At 48.5% G+C, this 15986-nt stretch carries 13 protein-coding genes; 6 read left to right on the plus strand and 7 right to left on the minus strand.

All coding sequences use genetic code 11. From position 1 onward, the window contains the following. Positions 1 to 165: 165 nt before the first annotated feature. Entirely contained in the window at positions 166 to 2088 is a 1923-nt protein-coding gene (locus tag BRW63_RS19620; RefSeq protein ID WP_181314446.1) for a GAF domain-containing sensor histidine kinase, read from the minus strand. Positions 2089 to 2541: 453 nt separating this feature from the next. Here BRW63_RS19620 and BRW63_RS19625 point away from each other — a divergent pair, with 453 nt between their 5' ends. Beyond that, positions 2542 to 4230: an ATP-binding protein gene (locus BRW63_RS19625; protein ID WP_073074103.1), complete on the plus strand. Its 1689-nt coding sequence runs from the start codon at positions 2542 to 2544 to the stop codon at positions 4228 to 4230. A gap of 13 nt (positions 4231 to 4243) precedes the next feature. Here the strand turns inward: BRW63_RS19625 and BRW63_RS19630 are convergent, their stop codons facing one another. Together BRW63_RS19630 and BRW63_RS19635 are read right to left on the minus strand one after the other, a co-directional pair. Next, entirely contained in the window at positions 4244 to 5077 is an 834-nt protein-coding gene (locus BRW63_RS19630) for a hypothetical protein (RefSeq protein WP_073074104.1), read from the minus strand. Positions 5078 to 5181: 104 nt separating this feature from the next. After that, entirely contained in the window at positions 5182 to 5925 is a 744-nt protein-coding gene (locus tag BRW63_RS19635; RefSeq protein WP_073074105.1) for a histidine phosphatase family protein, read from the minus strand. 163 nt (positions 5926 to 6088) lie between these two features. Here BRW63_RS19635 and ndhM point away from each other — a divergent pair, with 163 nt between their 5' ends. Further along, on the plus strand, positions 6089 to 6445 hold the full coding sequence (gene ndhM, locus BRW63_RS19640) for an NAD(P)H-quinone oxidoreductase subunit M (RefSeq protein WP_073074106.1): 357 nt from the start codon (positions 6089 to 6091) through the stop codon (positions 6443 to 6445). Between the two features lie 2 nt (positions 6446 to 6447). Here ndhM and BRW63_RS19645 read toward each other — a convergent pair whose 3' ends face one another. Both BRW63_RS19645 and trmD read right to left on the minus strand, forming a co-directional pair. Continuing rightward, positions 6448 to 7410 carry a DUF1517 domain-containing protein gene (locus BRW63_RS19645; protein ID WP_219898657.1) on the minus strand — a complete coding sequence of 321 codons (963 nt, stop codon included), beginning with the start codon at positions 7408 to 7410 and terminating at the stop codon, positions 6448 to 6450. 17 nt (positions 7411 to 7427) lie between these two features. Then, positions 7428 to 8138, minus strand: a complete 711-nt coding sequence (trmD, locus tag BRW63_RS19650) for a tRNA (guanosine(37)-N1)-methyltransferase TrmD (RefSeq protein WP_073074108.1) — start codon at positions 8136 to 8138, stop codon at positions 7428 to 7430. Positions 8139 to 8402: 264 nt separating this feature from the next. Here trmD and BRW63_RS19655 point away from each other — a divergent pair, with 264 nt between their 5' ends. Next, on the plus strand, positions 8403 to 9218 hold the full coding sequence (locus BRW63_RS19655; protein ID WP_219898659.1) for a cyanophycinase: 816 nt from the start codon (positions 8403 to 8405) through the stop codon (positions 9216 to 9218). 420 nt (positions 9219 to 9638) lie between these two features. Continuing rightward, complete coding sequence (gene cphA / locus BRW63_RS19660; protein WP_073074110.1) at positions 9639 to 12353, plus strand: cyanophycin synthetase; 2715 nt, start codon at positions 9639 to 9641, stop codon at positions 12351 to 12353. A gap of 86 nt (positions 12354 to 12439) precedes the next feature. Here the strand turns inward: cphA and tatA are convergent, their stop codons facing one another. Beyond that, positions 12440 to 12694, minus strand: a complete 255-nt coding sequence (gene tatA, locus BRW63_RS19665) for a twin-arginine translocase TatA/TatE family subunit (protein WP_317615832.1) — start codon at positions 12692 to 12694, stop codon at positions 12440 to 12442. Between the two features lie 355 nt (positions 12695 to 13049). Here tatA and BRW63_RS19670 point away from each other — a divergent pair, with 355 nt between their 5' ends. Next, a complete protein-coding gene (locus BRW63_RS19670) occupies positions 13050 to 13694 on the plus strand; it encodes an SH3 domain-containing protein (RefSeq protein WP_223257439.1) in 645 nt (214 codons plus the stop codon). Between the two features lie 68 nt (positions 13695 to 13762). Next, a complete protein-coding gene (locus BRW63_RS19675; protein ID WP_073074113.1) occupies positions 13763 to 14560 on the plus strand; it encodes an SH3 domain-containing protein in 798 nt (265 codons plus the stop codon). Between the two features lie 277 nt (positions 14561 to 14837). On the opposite strand, the gene BRW63_RS19680 is transcribed toward BRW63_RS19675, so the two are convergent. Then, positions 14838 to 15923, minus strand: coding sequence for a coiled-coil domain-containing protein (locus BRW63_RS19680; RefSeq protein WP_073074114.1), 1086 nt, complete (start codon positions 15921 to 15923; stop codon positions 14838 to 14840). Between the last annotated feature and the right edge of the window lie 63 nt (positions 15924 to 15986).

A 15986-nucleotide genomic window follows, 5' to 3' on the forward strand; every position in this document is an offset into this window, starting at 1 on the left:
GAATCTAGAAAGCTTCAATATCCTCGCTGACTACAAATTCCAAATGATTGAATCCGAACAGAAATTCTGATTAGAATTATGAATTTCAGAAGTTGCGTACGGGCATGGCACTGCCGTGCCCAGTGTCTTTGCAAGTAACCGACATGATTCAATTCACAATCTTTATTAAGCAATTTCAAGATTCTGCGGCAGCGTCACCGTAAAGCGAGTTTCGAGAGACTGAGTGGCATCGGTAGGCAAACTAGATGCTGCGATCGTGCCATTCAAGTGCTGCACTAAATTCTTCACGAGCGCGAGTCCTAATCCGGTTCCGGGCACCGCATTTTGGGTTACGCCCTGGCATCGGCGAAACTTCTCAAAAATGTAGGGCAGTTCTTCTTCTGAGATGCCATCCCCACCGTTGCAGATCGCGATCGCAATTTGCTGCCCGCTTTGCTGCGAGACCTTAACTGAAACAGTGCTGTTGGGATCTGAATATTTTCCGGCGTTGGTCAACAGCTCTAACAGAATGCGGTTTAGACTTGCCAGATCAGTATTGAGCGCGGGCGATCGCGGCGGTAGTTCAATTTCTAAAGTTAGCCCTTTTAGTGCCCAACGCTGATCAAAAGATTGACTTAGGTCTGTGATCACTTGTTTCAGATCAACTTTCTGAAGCTGAATCGCGACTTGCTTGCTCTCTAGCTCTTGCAGCGCCAGCAAATCGTTGATCAGGCTGGTTTCTTGAGCGCACTGCTGCTCCAAGATATTGAGATATTGCTCGCGACGATCGGGCGGCAAATCTGCCTCGCGCAACATCCGAATCGCCAGCATCATGCTAGTCAGCGGTGTTCGCAGTTCGTGGCTTAGGGTGCTGAGAAACTCATCCATGCGCTGATTCATTTCCCGCAGTTTTTCAATCTGTCTGCGGGTGATCTCATACAGCTTTGCCTGAAGTTCTAAGCTTTGTTGCAGTTGAGCCGTGCGCTCTTCGACCAGCGATTCGACTTGGCGCAGCGTCTCAGTTTGAATGATGGCAGAACTGATTTGAGCGCCTACCAATTCTGCAAACTCAATCTCGTTAGGTTGCCAGACGCGAGGTTGATCGTGCTGAAGAGTGATGAATCCTAAAAGTTTATTTTTGCTCTCTAGAGGCACCATCAAAAGCGACGGCATCCGTTCAGGTGCAAATAAAGGTGCGATTCCAGCGGCTTCTGTCGTGGCTGGAAAATCGTCTCGATCGCTTAGCGCAGTCGGCTCGGCATAACTGACAGCAGATTGGCACACGACACACTCTGACACCCAGAAAGACTGACTTAAAAGAGTCTCGCTGGTTAGACTAGAGCTTTGAGGTTGCGCGATCTCTGGTTGCCACTGGCATTCCACAGTCACTCTGGCTTTGGGAATGCCATCTAAAGAGCGCGAATTGTGTCGAGGATCCCAATATCTCAAGCGCAGCACCGATCCCTGAGCAATTTGAAGGGCTTGAGCCGTACCATCAATTGCCAGCTTGAGAATTTGAGGCAAATCCACTGAGTTTTGGATAGCCATCGTCAACTCTTGAATCAATGATTGATATTGAGCCTGCTTGAGAACTTGTTGCTGGAGCAGAATTTGAGAAACGGTAACAGCGACTTGATCAGAAATCGTGGCTAGAGTTGTCGCTTCTAACTTCGTCCAAGAATGGGAATGGGATCGCATGAGACTAATCGCTCCGTTGACTTGACCTTGAAATCGAGTGACATTCGACAAAACAGATCCGATCGAACACGATCGCCACTCAGGAATCAGATCACGGGTCTGTAATTCTGAAATAATTAGGCTGCCTGCGTCTAACGTTGCCGCTTCAAGGGTTGAATAAGTTGCCAAAATTCCAGCTTGCTGATTGGCAGTCAAATCGTCGCCAAACCAACTAGCGACGTGGTGTTGAGTCGAGTGCCGGGTGCAGATCGAAATCACACAGCCGTCTGCTCTAAATTCTTCTCCTAAAATTGCAGCAAGCTTAGACAAAATAACCTCTGGTTGAGCATTTGCAACCACTACCTGAGTCATCTTGTGCCACAGGAGCGCTTCTGAGATCTGCTGAGTGGGTTGGGTAGGACTTTGATCCACGAAAGCACTTTCACCTGAACGGTTAGAGAGTGAAAATTTGCACTTGGATGTGACGGGAAGGCACTCTTCTCTAGGATCGGCAGAGTTGATGGCTCGCCCAGCTAATTCTTGCGGCTTTGTGTGAACCCGCGAAACTCTTGCTTGCATCCTGCGATCGTGCCCATAATTGCTTAACTTAGGCGGGGTTTGTTCTTGCTAGCTATTGGCTCGACAATCATCGTCAGCTATCAGGTTAACGTGCTGAAAATCATCCAGTATCCGTAATTCCCTCACGATCTCTCTGTACTATTCTCAAAATCTCCAGAGTTGCACTGAGGATGTGAAGCAGACACAGCGAGAGACTCGTCTAACCTTAAGACTGAAACTGTTCTCTCTTTTTAGGGTTGACATAGTACACTTGAACGGACAGTTAGACGATCGCACACTCTTATCTAAAGCGGTTGACTCGTAAGCATGACCCTAAATCAAGCATCTCCTCTTTCTCTCAAAGTGATTGGCACGGTCAAAGGGCCGGGCGAAAATGGCAATCAATATGTATTCATTACCTCTGATAATCGCTCGGTCAAAATTGGAGAGTATGTCTACTATGAAGTTCGAGAGAATGATGATGCGTTCAAGATTTTAGGAAAGATTTCGGCGCGGCGGCTGATTGATCATTTGCCCGATCGCATTTTTGCCGATACGGAAATCAGTCCCGAAGCGATCGCGGCTCTCGTAGGTTTCACTTACGCCAATCCTGAAATTTACGAAGTCAGCGTCGATGTGATTGGTTATTTTGATCCCTCTTTAGGATTCATGAATCCCCGTAAAAGTCCCAATCCAGGTGCAAAAGTCTGTCTGGCTGATGATCAGATGTTGCGACAGATTCTCAATCGCAAACAGCCGCAAGAAATGGGATCGGCGCACATTGGCTCACTGCTGCTAAGAGAACCGGGCGCTGTGCCGATCGCGCTAGATGTCAAAGAACTGGTCAGCACCCACATGGCAATTTTGGCAGGCACGGGATCGGGAAAATCCTATACAGCAGGCGTTTTGGTCGAAGAGTTGCTACTACCCTACAATCGGGCAGCAGTGCTGATTCTCGACCCGCACGGGGAATATGGGACGCTCACAGAAATGCGGGGTCATCCAGACTTTCAAGATCCCGATGGCTATTCGCCCAAAGTGAAGGTTTTAAAGCCGGAAGATATTCGGATTCGGGTGTCTTCGCTGGATTATTCTGACATTTTGACGCTGCTGCCAGAGATGAGCGATCGTCAACAGTCTATTCTCAACAAAGCCTATCGATTGCTGCAAAAGCACAAAAAAGGCGAATATCGGTGGGGCATTCAAGATTTGATTGCGGCAGTGCGAGAAGCCGATGTTCAAGAAGACGACGAAGGCAATCTCAAACAGGGATCGTCCGCTCCAGCGCTAGAGTGGAAATTAGAGCGACTGGAGCGATCGGACTACTTTCACACCTTTGAACACACGGTCAGCCCTAAAGACTTATTTGAGCCGGGGCAAGTTACGGTGCTGCAAATGAATGAAATTAGTCAAGACGAGCAGCAGGTGATCTGCGCGGCGGTGCTGCGGCAATCAAACCAGGCGCGGATGAATACTCATCGAGGAATCACCGAAAGCAGCGACGAAAATTATCTGCCTTACCCTGTGTTTATTCTGATCGAGGAGGCGCATCGTTTTGCCCCTGCCCATGAGCCATCTCGCTGCAAAGCAGTGCTGAGAACGATCCTGAGTGAAGGACGAAAGTTTGGGGTCGGCATCGGGTTGATTACCCAGCGTCCGGGCAAGATTGACTCAGATGTGCTGTCTCAATGTATGAGTCAATTCATCATGCGAATTGTTAATCCGGTCGATCAGGAAAGCCTTAAGCACGGAGTCGAAGCGGCAGGTCGAGATCTTCTCAAAGAGTTACCTGCGCTGACTAAAGGACAAGTGATTATATCTGGGGCGTGTGTGAATACTCCAGTGCTGTGCAAAGTGCGTCAACGCCTCACTAAACATGGTGGAGAAACGCTGAATGCTCCCGAAGAGTGGTTAAAGCACTTTCAGACGCATCGAGTGCAAGAGCGAACGATCGAGCAAGCCCCCCTTGCAATTCCCAAAAGAGCGCAAACGGTGCGAGGCAGAAGCATCGATTAGAGGGTTGCAGCCGTTACTTGATTTTTTGCAAAGCTGATTCTTGATATCTGCGGTAGAGGGCTGTGCGATCGAGCGCGATCGCATACCGTTTGTCACTGGCAGGCACTGACCCCATCAGCTTGGAGGCTTTGCCCCACGTATCGGCTAAGTTTTGCCACTGTTCAGGAGTTTGCGCTGTTTTGCCAATTTCAGAGGCTCTTTCTGCTAAACGAACCGCCGTCGCAAAATTGTCTTGATCGAGATTGATTCCACTTGCCGATTGAATGGAAGTTGAATTTTTTGGAGGAGCAGTGGACGATCGCCCCTCTTGCCACATGTAAACTCCCCAACCTGCTAATAGCAAACCTGCGCTCACCGCTAACCCGCCAACGATGCCTTTTTTAAATTGGTTTTGTTCACGAATCAGGTGAGGCGATCTCGTTTGAGGGCGATCGAAGCTCTCAATGCGATCGTCTCGCCAATCGGTTAGAAGTCGCTTGAGAGGATTTTTGCGCTTCAGGACAATTTCTTTTGACCAGAGCACTTGCCCATCGGGGTCACGATTAATTTCTTCGAGCCACAGCAACTGTTGTTCACGAACGATGCGGCTGTTGATATTGACGCGACGAACGCTGCGAGGCTCGATCGCTTCTAAAATTTTTTGCACGCGATCGATGAGCATCGTTTGCTCTAGTTGCTCCTTGGTTGAAGCTTCGCAGAGCAGTTGCAAAATGCCGTTGGCAAAGATGGCGCGCGTTCTGACCCCAGAGTCAGCGAGTTTGTCGTTCAGCACTTGAATAATGGCTGCGACGCTTCCCTGGTGGGCCTGTCGAAAGATATCGTTAACCGAATCTGCTGTCATGCTCATCAGTTTGGTGCGGAATGAACCCTGATCGACTTTATTAAGAAATCATGATAACAGGAGATCTGTAGATGGGTAGATGAAAGATGAATTCCTTACCGAGCATTTACTTAGCTTAGGTGACGAGAATCGTTGAAGCGGCGTATTTGCCAAAGATCCGTGTTAAAACGATTTTGACTGGTTTGGTGCCAGCGCGATCGGTCAATCCAAAATTCAAATAATGCGGTGTTGCCCGCTCTGACTCGCCACGAGCGATCGCTGCCCAACAATTCAGCGATCAAGTGCTGCAAGATCCAACTATGGCTGACGACCCATAACCGATCGCCGTCAGTGTGACGTTCAATGAGGTGCGTGATAAATTGACGAGCGCGAGTGCGGGCATCGTGCAGCGACTCGGCTTCTGGAATTTGAATCCAGTCGGGTGAGGCTTCTAGGCGGCGGCAAAGTTCTGGGTAGCGAGTTCGAGCTTCAGACCAGGTTAGCCCTTTGAGAATTCCGTTCTGAAATTCTTTGAGTTCGTTGGCGTATCGGATAGCGATCGCGGGGCGTTTCTCCTCGATTTCTGCTGACGAAGACTCAGCCGACGGATCGATCAAATCGCTCACCGTTGCCGGAAGCGGGGCTAATTGAAAGGAGGATAATAAGATCTCGGTCGTTTGAGCGGCTCGTTTCAGCGGACTGCTGTAAACGTGGGACGGATGCCAGGATTCTGCCAAAAGATATTGCGCTAGTTTTTCTGCCTGCATTCTGCCCGTGCTAGAAAGTTCAAAGTCTCCGTGTCCTTGCATCCGTTTTTGCTGGTTGCCAGTCGATTGAGCGTGACGGATGAACAAGAGTTTGAGAACTTTGGACATGGTGTTAGAAGAGTGAATGAGTCGTCAGACATTGACACCGTTCAATTTATAGCATTGAGAACTTTCTATAGAGCGGTTGCCAATGGTCGATCGTGTTTGGTGCTAAAGTCCGATTACAATTGCAATAGCAGGCTTTGTACACCCAGTTCAGCAGAATAATTTTATGACCTTAGTGAAATCCACCACCCGCCATATTCGTATTTTTACTGCTGAAGTTGAACATAACGAGTTGGTTCCCAGTGACAACGTTTTGACGCTGGATGTTGACCCCGATAATGAACTCAACTGGAATGACGATGCGTTGCAGAAGATCTACCGCAAATTTGACGATCTGGTCGAGGCTTACAGTGGGGCTGACTTGACTGACTATAACTTGCGTCGCATCGGGTCAGATCTAGAACACTTGGTACGATCGCTCCTCAACAAAGGCGAGATTTCCTATAATCTCAACAGCCGTGTCCTAAATTACAGTCTTGGCTTGCCTCAAGTAAAGCCTGAAGACTCTGCCCCCGCAAAATAAATTTAAATCTGCATCATTCCCGAATATTCAGTCAGCAACTCGTCGTAGGTGAGACTGTCGCCCTTGTCTTGCGGACTCCAGAGCAGTTCAAAAACCATGAGGTAGTCTGGGTTGATTGAGGCAAGTTTCTCTAGCGCCGCTTTGAGTGCCTCCGTCGTCCGCACTTCACTCAATAGAGGCTTGTCGTCAGCCGTCCCGACAATCAGTGTCACCACAATATAAGAAGCGGGGTCTTCTTCAGGATCAGGCGTAAACGTCTTGGTGTTGACCCTGCCGCCGACATTGGTTAGGGTTTCGACGCTAAAATTGCTGCGCTCGGCGATCGAGTTCTGACTAAACAAAGTCTCTGCCTCTTCGCGAGTTTTCACCGTTTGAGAACTGGCTAACACGTGACTCCAGTTTTCTGGCATTCTCAGCAGCGCTAGAACGACTTCCTGTAATTCTTGCTGAAGTCCTTGAGAAGTTTCAGTGTCGGCATTCTGGACAATTTCGGATAGCTGCGATTGAATGGCGCGACCTTCTGCCAAAAGTGCTACCTGTAGCTTAGTAACCGTTACCTTATCGTTATCGAGTTCTGAAGTGGAGCCGATTCCTTTTCTCGCTGAGAGCAGCAGCCAAACCACCAGCCCACCCCCGCCTAGAACCAGCAACATCACCAAAAGCAGCCCAAACCCGCCGATCGCACTAGAGCCATAGCCGTAGGAGGAACCCCCATAAGGGATAAACACGGCACCGCCCCCACTGTTATAGCCTCCAGAGGAGTTGTTGCGACTCGACCCGCTCGATCGAGAGGGCGAACTCCGAAATGATCCGCCACTGCTGCGTCCGCCACTGCTTTTAGCGTAAGCAGCGTTACCTAAATCCAATTTTTTGCCTTGAAGAGTGGCGATCGGCAAGCTGACTGAACTGAGGAGACCACAACTCATTACGGTGGCACAAAAAAGCTTAAAGGTTCTGGTTGGCATAATGTCCATTTATTAAGTTAACTTGCATCTGCTCCCTGGTTTTCTTCTTCCAGCCAACGCTGATAGAGATCGGGGCGACGAATTCGGGTTCTTTCGATCTGCTGCTCTTTGCGCCAGCGATCGATTTCTGCATGGTTCCCTGATCGCAACACCTTCGGCACCTCCCATTCCCTAAACACAAAAGGACGGGTGTATTGAGGGTAATCGAGCAATCCTGCCTCGAAGCTTTCTGCTTTGAGAGACTCTTCTTTGCCAATTGTGCCCGGAAGCAGCCGAATCGTCCCATTTAACAATGCTAACGCTGGAATTTCTCCACAGGTGAGCACAAAATCGCCGAGAGACACTTCCCGATCGACGAGATTAAGCACCCGCTCATCAACGCCCTCGTAATGTCCGCAAAGGATGACAATCTGATCGTAATTGACTGCTAGTTCTTTGAGTAGCGATTGATTCATGGGTTTGCCTTGAGGAGTCATAAAAATCACCTGTCGCCGGGGCAACATCGGCAATGATTCTATGGCAGCAAAAACGGGTTCTGGCTTAATCAACATCCCAACCCCGCCGCCATATGGCTCATCATCGACGCGACGGTGCTTGTCAAGGGCAAACTCACGCGGATTGATCAGATTGACGATCGCGATTTCTTTAGCGAGGGCTTTTCCGAGCAATCCAGAACTGAGTGGGGAGGCGAAGAAGTCAGGGAATAAGGTTACGATGTCAAAGCGCATAAATAAAGGCAATAGGATAAGGGAAATTGCCAGGTCAACCTGTCACAGGGAATTTACACAAAAAAATCTTTCAATTACTTAACTTATGGTTAATAATCTGGCATGATCTGGATTAAGGAAAATTTAATATTTCGTCTTCAGCGATCGCTTCATTTAGTCTATAAGATCCTCTAAAAACCAGCCTTTCAATTGTCCTCCATTGATGTGTTTCACGTCGCAGAGACACCCATGATAGAGTTAGCGTTGCAATCCCTGATGTTGAAGATGCCTCAGCCCACAAATACCGCCATTATGGTCATTGGGGGAGCGGAAGACAAAGTACACGGACGCGACATCCTCCGAAGCTTTTTTGTAAGGGCTGGCGGCGAAGATGCTCGCATCGCCATTTTTCCTTGTGCGTCTCGTGAGCCAGTGGTGATCGGAGAGCGCTATCACACGATTTTTACTGAGATGGGCGCGAAGGCGATCGAGGTTCTCAATATCTGCGATCGCGCTCAGTGCAATGATCCAATTTTGCAGGAATATGTCCGCAATTGCACGGGGATCTTTATGACGGGCGGCGACCAGCTACGGCTCTGCGCGATGCTGTCAGACACGCCCATTATGGAGATTGTGCGTACCCGCGCTCAGTCTGGCTCAGTTACTCTAGCTGGAACCAGTGCTGGGGCTGCTGTCATGGGTCATCATATGATCGCAGGAGGCGGCAGCGGTGAATCTCCAAATTCTTCTCTGGTAGACATGACGTTAGGGCTGGGCATTATTCCAGAGGTGATTGTAGACCAACACTTTCACAATCGAAATCGGATGGCTCGTCTGATGAGCGCTGTCTCTGCCCACCCCGATCTGTTAGGAATTGGCATTGACGAAGACACCTGCGCCCTATTTGAGGGAGACGGCACTCTACAAGTTTTAGGCAAAGGCACGGTCACGATCATTGATCCCGGTGAGATGACCTACACCAACCGCGCCGAAGTAGGATTAGCTGACCCGTTGTGTATCTGCAACTTAAGAGTTCATATCTTGAGTCAAGGATGCCGTTACGATTTAAATAAGAGGCTATCTGCAAGTTGTCCGCAATAACAACCACGAGATTGTGAGGTTAAAGACCAAGAACTGTAGGTAGTGCAATTTATTCGTTTTTTATTCCTAGCGTTTCACGCACATTCTGGTAGATTTGCGAGTTAACCTTATAGATTCATGCACCTGTTGTGGTAAGTTTCCTGTAGAGTAGATTTACAATTTTTAATTAAGTTTCATCACAGCTTATTCGCTTTTCCTTCCCTAATATTTGAATAAGTGTTTGCACCATCTCTTACCAGTTAACCTACTCAGAGATGCTTCTTAATGTCAACTGTTTGCGGTGAACAGTTCGGGCGTTTCAGGCGTTTGAAACTGAGTTGTGGCTTCTCTGAGGCGACTCTCCACCCGGTTCAGTTTAGATAGCTGCTTTGTCATTGTCTGCACGATCGCAGTTAGCCTTTCATCTCTTAACCTAGCCTTATGAAAATACTCAAGATCCAGACGTTACGCGGCCCTAATTATTGGAGCATTCGACGACACAAACTCGTGATCATGCGCCTTGATTTGGAAGACTTAGCAGAATCGCCCTCCAGTGAAATTCCTGGCTTTTATGAGGGTTTGATTTCGACGCTTCCGAGCTTAGTTGAGCATTTTTGCTCTCCTGGCTGCCGAGGTGGCTTTCTGAGCCGAGTTTTAGAAGGCACCATGATGGGGCACATCATTGAGCACGTAGCGCTGGAACTTCAAGAATTGGCAGGGATGCCCGTAGGGTTTGGACGCACCCGCGAGACCGCAACCCCTGGCACCTATCAAGTCGTGATTGAATATGAAAATGAGCAAGCAGGGCGCTATGCGGCTCGTGCGGCCGTTCGACTCTGCGAGAGTGTAATCGCAACCGGAACGTATCCGGCAGATGAGTTGCAGCAAGACTTGAAAGATTTGCGCGAATTTGCAGCAGATGCAGCTCTAGGCCCAAGTACTGAGACTTTGGTGAAAGAAGCTGAAGCTCGTGGAATTCCTTGGATGGAGTTGGGTGTTCGTGCCATGATTCAGCTTGGGTATGGGGTGCATCAAAAGAAACTTCAGGCAACGTTGAGCGATCGTACCAGCGTTCTCGGTGTGGAACTGGCTAGCGATAAAGAAGGCACGAAGCAAATTCTGCGATCGGCAGGCATTCCGGTGCCTCGTGGGACGGTAATCAACTATTTGAATGAGTTGCAGGACGCGATCGACGATTTGGGCGGCTACCCGATCGTGATCAAACCTTTGAACGGCAATCACGGACGCGGGATCACGATCAACATCACTGAATGGGAACAGGCAGAAGCTGCTTACGACGTGGCAAAGGAAGTGTCTAAAGCAGTCATCGTCGAGCGGTTTTATGAGGGCAGCGATCACCGCGTTCTCGTGATCAATGGCAAAGTCGTTGCGGTCGCGGAGCGAATTCCGGCCCATGTGATTGGGGATGGCAAATCGACGATTAGTGACCTGATCGAAGAAACCAATCGCGACTCGCGGCGAGGTGACGGACACGACAACGTTCTGACCAAAATTGAGGTCGATCGCACGACTTGGCAACTCTTAGATCAAAAAGGCTATAACCTCGACACCGTTCTGGCTGAACATGAAGTTTGCTATCTGCGAGCCACTGCAAATTTGAGTACCGGGGGAATCGCGGTCGATCGCACCGATGATATTCACCCTGAAACTGTTTGGCTCGCGCAACGAGTCGTCAAAATCATCGGTCTAGACATTGCCGGAATTGATATTGTCACCTCTGATATCTCAAAGACTTTACGAGAGATGGATGGAGTGATCGTTGAAGTAAATGCTGCTCCTGGGTTTAGGATGCACATTTGCCCTAGTGAGGGCATTCCTCGCAACGTCGCGGAGCCTGTGGTCAATATGCTGTTTCCGCCAGGGTCGCCTAGTCGAGTGCCGATCGTGGCAGTCACTGGCACTAACGGCAAAACCACGACGACCCGTCTGATTGCTCACATCTTCAGACAAACTCAGCAAGTCGTTGGCTACACGACCACCGACGGCACCTATATTGGTGATTATCTGGTCGAGCCAGGTGACAACACAGGGCCGCAGAGTGCCCAACTGATTTTGCAAGATCCGACCGTGGAGGTCGCGATTTTAGAGAGTGCGCGCGGTGGAATTTTGCGATCGGGGTTAGCCTTTAGTGCCTGTGATGTGGGCGTAGTGCTAAACGTCGCCGCCGATCACTTAGGGCTAGGAGACATTAACACGATCGATGACATGGCGCGGGTCAAAAGCGTGGTGGCAGAGGCAGCGATGCCCAACGGCTATGCTGTGCTTAATGCCGATGATTCTCTGGTTTCGGCGATGGCAAATCGGGCATCGGCACAAATTGCCTATTTTTCCATGAATCCCGATAACCCCTTGATTCGATCGCACACTCAGCGCGGCGGACTCGCTGCTGTTTATGAGAATGGCTATCTGTCGATTCTCAAAGGCGACTGGACGCTGAGAATTGAGCAAGCGGTCAACGTGCCATTGACCTTGGGCGGACGGGCACCCTTTATGATTGCCAATGCGTTAGCGGCGAGTTTGGCGGCCTTTGCTCAAGGCGTTCGGATTGAAGATATTCGTGCCGCATTGGTGACTTTTCAGGCATCAACCGAGCAGACTCCCGGACGAATGAACCTGTTTAATTTGGGCACGTTCCACGCTCTGATTGATTATGCTCACAACCCCCACAGCTACGAAGCACTAGGCGGCTTTGTGAAAAATTGGACAACCGGAGAGCGGATTGGCGTAATTGGCGGGCCGGGCGATCGTCGCGATGAAGACTTTGTTTCTCTCGGCACCCTGTCAGCTCAGATCTTCGATCGCATCATTGTCAAAGAAGACGATGACACGCGAGGGCGCGATCGCGGCGAGGTGGCAAAGTGGATTCATCAGAGCATTGAGCAAACCCGACCTGACGTTCACTGTGAGATGATTTTTGACGAGACAACCGCAATTCAAGCAGCGCTCGATTCGGCAACTCCCGGCAGTCTGGTGGTGATTTTGCCTGAGAGTGTTAACCGAGCAATTCAGCTAATTGAGGCGCGGAATCCCGTGCAGGTGGTCACGCCTACAGCAGCCCAGCCAACCCCTGATTCAAACGGGTATGTGTCATTAACAGAAGAAAAAGCGATCGTCTCTAGCGGGTTGAGCGGCTAATCTGTCGTCAATCTTGTAACAGATGGTTGATTTGTGAAGCAGGGGCATGACTATGCCCCTGCTTTGGTGTATTAATTGCTGATCAGTTAGCCGTCGTAGTCGTGATCTGGCTTGTCTGTTTCTTCTTCTTTGCTGATGCCTTCTTTAAAGCTTCGCAACGTCTTACCAAAAGTGCTGCCGAGTTCAGGGATCTTTTTAGGCCCAAAAATCAGAATTGCAACGACGCAAACAATGACCACCTCTGGCCAGCCCAGATTAAACATATAATCTCCTGTTAATCGCCTCTCCTCACTATAGAAGACATAGAAGCTGCATTTACGAATTTGGCTTGTAATACCCATTTCAAAAACAATTGCGATTGATCGAACGATCGCGAGAGGGCATGGCATACCCCTACTGCGGATCTGTCGCTTAGATCAAATCAGTATGAAAAACTCGATGCGTTTATCAGATGGCATGAGAGCTTTTATCAACGGCTTTGGGCAACCTACAGGCAGAATGTTCCAGAGTTACCCTGGTCAGCATCTAGGAAACCTGGGAGCGCAGTTGTTTAGTCATAAAGCTTGAGGCATTGAAATGGCTTTCAGGGTGAATCAGATTTTGAAGTCTCCGCTAGGGTTGGGGGCATTTGTTACGGCAATAATGATCGTGGTGGGAACTGGGTATGTTTCTTTGAAGCCTCAGCCGAACTCGTCAATGGCTTCTCAACCTCTGTCTGAAACGGTGCAATTATCTTCCGATTCGCTGGAGGCGTTTAAGGGATGTTTGACGATCGTCAGCGATCCACAGCCTCCCTTAAATGTTCGGGCGGCTCCGACCGATCGCTTTAACAACATTGTGGGTGGTATTCAAGATGGAGACTCAATAACGGTGATTGGCAAACAGCGAGGATGGCTGCAAATTAGTGCGCCTGTGCCGGGTTGGGTAGATAAAGCGTTAACCAAAACAATTTGTGATCAAGCCGAGCAAGCCGAACTTGCAAAATCTTCTGCCATGAAGACAGATGTGGGAAATCGGGTGTTAGCGGAAGCGATCGAAGAGTATCAGTCAGGCGATTTGAATTCGGCAATTAAGCTGATTAAAACGATTCCAGAAGACAGTTCTGTTTATGCTCAAGCTCAAGTTTCTCTCAAAACAATGCCCAATCAATGGAGACGAGCTAAGAGTTTGTATGGCACCGCTCAAACTGCTTTAAAGGAAAACAGAGCGGCAGATGTGCTGAAGCTTGTGGAGGAAATTCCAGATATCCGATATTGGAGAGAGAAATTTACCCCACTGGTGAAGCAAGCGATTTATTATCAGCATTATGGTAATGCTGCGCCTCAAAGTCACCCCAAATAGTCGTTTAGAATTCCGATTTTTACTGAGTTCTCGATGAAGTTAACTACGATCGCTAATATTCTCAATTCATGGACACTAAAGCTATTTTGATCGCGGCAGGTTTGACGGGTGTTGCGGCTGTGGCAGGCGTGACATCTGCCGTGATGCAATCTCAAAATCCCCAACCGCTTCCGACAGTGGCACCAACTACGATCGTTTCTCCGACCCTCAAACCGACTGATAAACCCGGTGCGGTTCCGGCGGCAAAGCAGTCTGCGGAGGGAGCCGCACCTCAAGCTCCTGTTACCGCTCCGATCGAGCCAACTGAGCCGCTGCCTTCAAAGCCTCAAGCGCCAGAAGCGGCTTCTAGAAAGGTAGAAACCTGTAAAATCACGATGGCAAAAGTGGCGGATGCTAATCCACCTTTGAATGTGCGATCGAACCCTACGATCGCCCCTGACAACGTGGTTGGAAAACTCAAAAATGGCACGTTTGTCACGGTTACTAATGAGTTAGATGGCTGGTTTGCGATCGCAACTCCAGTTAAAGGATGGATTGCTCAAAATCAGACCGAAAGTGATTGTAACGAGAAAACCGAGCGCGTGAGTTTTGGGGCGGGAGGCGATTCGGTGACGATCGCAGAGCGATTTGTGGGCACTGGCTCACACCGATATCGCTTTAACTTGGGCAAAGGTCAGACGTTGAGTGTGAGAAGCGATCGCGGCCCACTGCCGATGATTTTGGCTCCTAATGGCAAAGAATTGAGAGGGTTGGACGATCGCCAAAAATCCTGGACAGGAGAACTCGCGATGACAGGTGACTACACGCTAGAACTCGATTCCAACTACAAGGGATACAAATATTCGTTTTCCGTTCAGGTGAAATGATACTTGTGTTCTCTAACACCTTTTACGTGGACAATTAGCTCTTTCGGTTTTACGAGGTGGAGTGTTTCGGGATTGTCTGATTCATATTTTGACTAACGATGTCGATAACTATTCATGGGCAATACAAATATTCGCTCCGCAGAGCAATTTAATGATTAGGAGGTTGCAATTGTATCGGCAAGTGCCTCAGAACGTTCCAGTTGAGCGATGCTATAAACTTTGCTATAGCATCGACTAAGTAGGCCAGTCTGCCCCAACTGGTTGAGTTGCTGAAATGTCACCGATTTTTTCGCCTTATCCTTTTTCGTTTTGGTCTTCTGTAGTATGCATTCACCCATTTCCCGCTCCTACCATTGGGATAACCACTGACGTATTCATACTCACCTTGGTTGGAGATTCCTTGATATTCTTCTACTGAAATATTCTCTTTAGTCGCAACTGGTTTAACAGGCGGGTGTGGTGTCGTACGGGTAGAATTTTGGGACTTGACCCTATCAACCTCGGATAAATCTTCTAGTTGTTTTTTTAAGTTATCTATCTCAATTTGCTTCTGTTGATACTGCTGCTCCAGTTTTTGGTACTGTCGTTGCAGATCTTCTTTTTGAAAGTTTAATTGAGATTTCTCATTCAGTAGATCTGTAATTCTAGATTCTTTTCTTTGATCAATCTCTTTTGAACTCTGAATATCTGCTTGCAGATCAGATATAGAATTTTGTAATATTTCTATCTGACTCTGTTTTCCTTGAGCTAGTTCTATTAACTCTTGAGCATCCTTCCGTAAGGTAGCTATATCAGCATCACGATTAGATATAGCTCGATGCAGATCAGAGATATCACGGGTAAGGCTAGAGATCTCCTGTACACGCCTGTTTATCTCGGTTGCACCCTCTTGTCTGGCTCTAAGTAGACGATTGAACTGCTCAGATAAAAGCTTGATTCGAGACTGTAGCTCATTGACGAGTGATTGATAGTCGCTATTAATTTCAGAATCAGCAGAGAAGATTAGTCGTGCTGATATGACCTTCATTAACTCATCAATTTTGTAAGCAAGACGAAGACGGTAAGGACTGATTTGATTGGAGCTTTGTGCTATCTCGGCAGCTAATTTGCTAATTACCTCTGAAAGAATAGCTTGCGAGGGTTGTCTGCTACTCGCAAAGAGAACTAGATTAGTCACAATTTTCTCAAGCTGTTCGTAGTCCTTCTCAGCTTGACTAGCCAAAAAATCGCGAACAGAATCCTGTATTCCCGCTAAAACACGATAACTTTGAGGTCTGCGAGGCTCTAGTTCTTGTAAAATTTCGCTTCTTTTATACTCTAATCGGCTAAGAGCTGGACTTTTTTGAAGGATTGAAACTTCCAACTCATCAGGCTTTTTAGCTTGTCGTGTTTGTCAATAGGAGCCGTCTCTATCACCGTTGAAATT

This window comes from Phormidesmis priestleyi ULC007, assembly GCF_001895925.1.
GTDB lineage: Bacteria > Cyanobacteriota > Cyanobacteriia > Leptolyngbyales > Leptolyngbyaceae > Phormidesmis_A > Phormidesmis_A priestleyi_A.

What these genes read in the sequence shown, in the direction of transcription:
- BRW63_RS19655 (WP_219898659.1), top strand. Translation starts at nt 8,403, where the DNA reads ATGCCTCAGCCCACAAATACCGCCATTATGGTCATTGGGGGAGCGGAA.
- tatA (WP_317615832.1), bottom strand. Translation starts at nt 12,694, where the DNA reads ATGGGTATTACAAGCCAAATTCGTAAATGCAGCTTCTATGTCTTCTAT.
- cphA (WP_073074110.1), top strand. Translation starts at nt 9,639, where the DNA reads ATGAAAATACTCAAGATCCAGACGTTACGCGGCCCTAATTATTGGAGC.
- trmD (WP_073074108.1), bottom strand. Translation starts at nt 8,138, where the DNA reads ATGCGCTTTGACATCGTAACCTTATTCCCTGACTTCTTCGCCTCCCCA.
- ndhM (WP_073074106.1), top strand. Translation starts at nt 6,089, where the DNA reads ATGACCTTAGTGAAATCCACCACCCGCCATATTCGTATTTTTACTGCT.
- BRW63_RS19625 (WP_073074103.1), top strand. Translation starts at nt 2,542, where the DNA reads ATGACCCTAAATCAAGCATCTCCTCTTTCTCTCAAAGTGATTGGCACG.
- BRW63_RS19630 (WP_073074104.1), bottom strand. Translation starts at nt 5,077, where the DNA reads ATGAGCATGACAGCAGATTCGGTTAACGATATCTTTCGACAGGCCCAC.
- BRW63_RS19645 (WP_219898657.1), bottom strand. Translation starts at nt 7,410, where the DNA reads ATGCCAACCAGAACCTTTAAGCTTTTTTGTGCCACCGTAATGAGTTGT.
- BRW63_RS19635 (WP_073074105.1), bottom strand. Translation starts at nt 5,925, where the DNA reads ATGTCCAAAGTTCTCAAACTCTTGTTCATCCGTCACGCTCAATCGACT.
- BRW63_RS19670 (WP_223257439.1), top strand. Translation starts at nt 13,050, where the DNA reads ATGGCTTCTCAACCTCTGTCTGAAACGGTGCAATTATCTTCCGATTCG.
- BRW63_RS19675 (WP_073074113.1), top strand. Translation starts at nt 13,763, where the DNA reads ATGGACACTAAAGCTATTTTGATCGCGGCAGGTTTGACGGGTGTTGCG.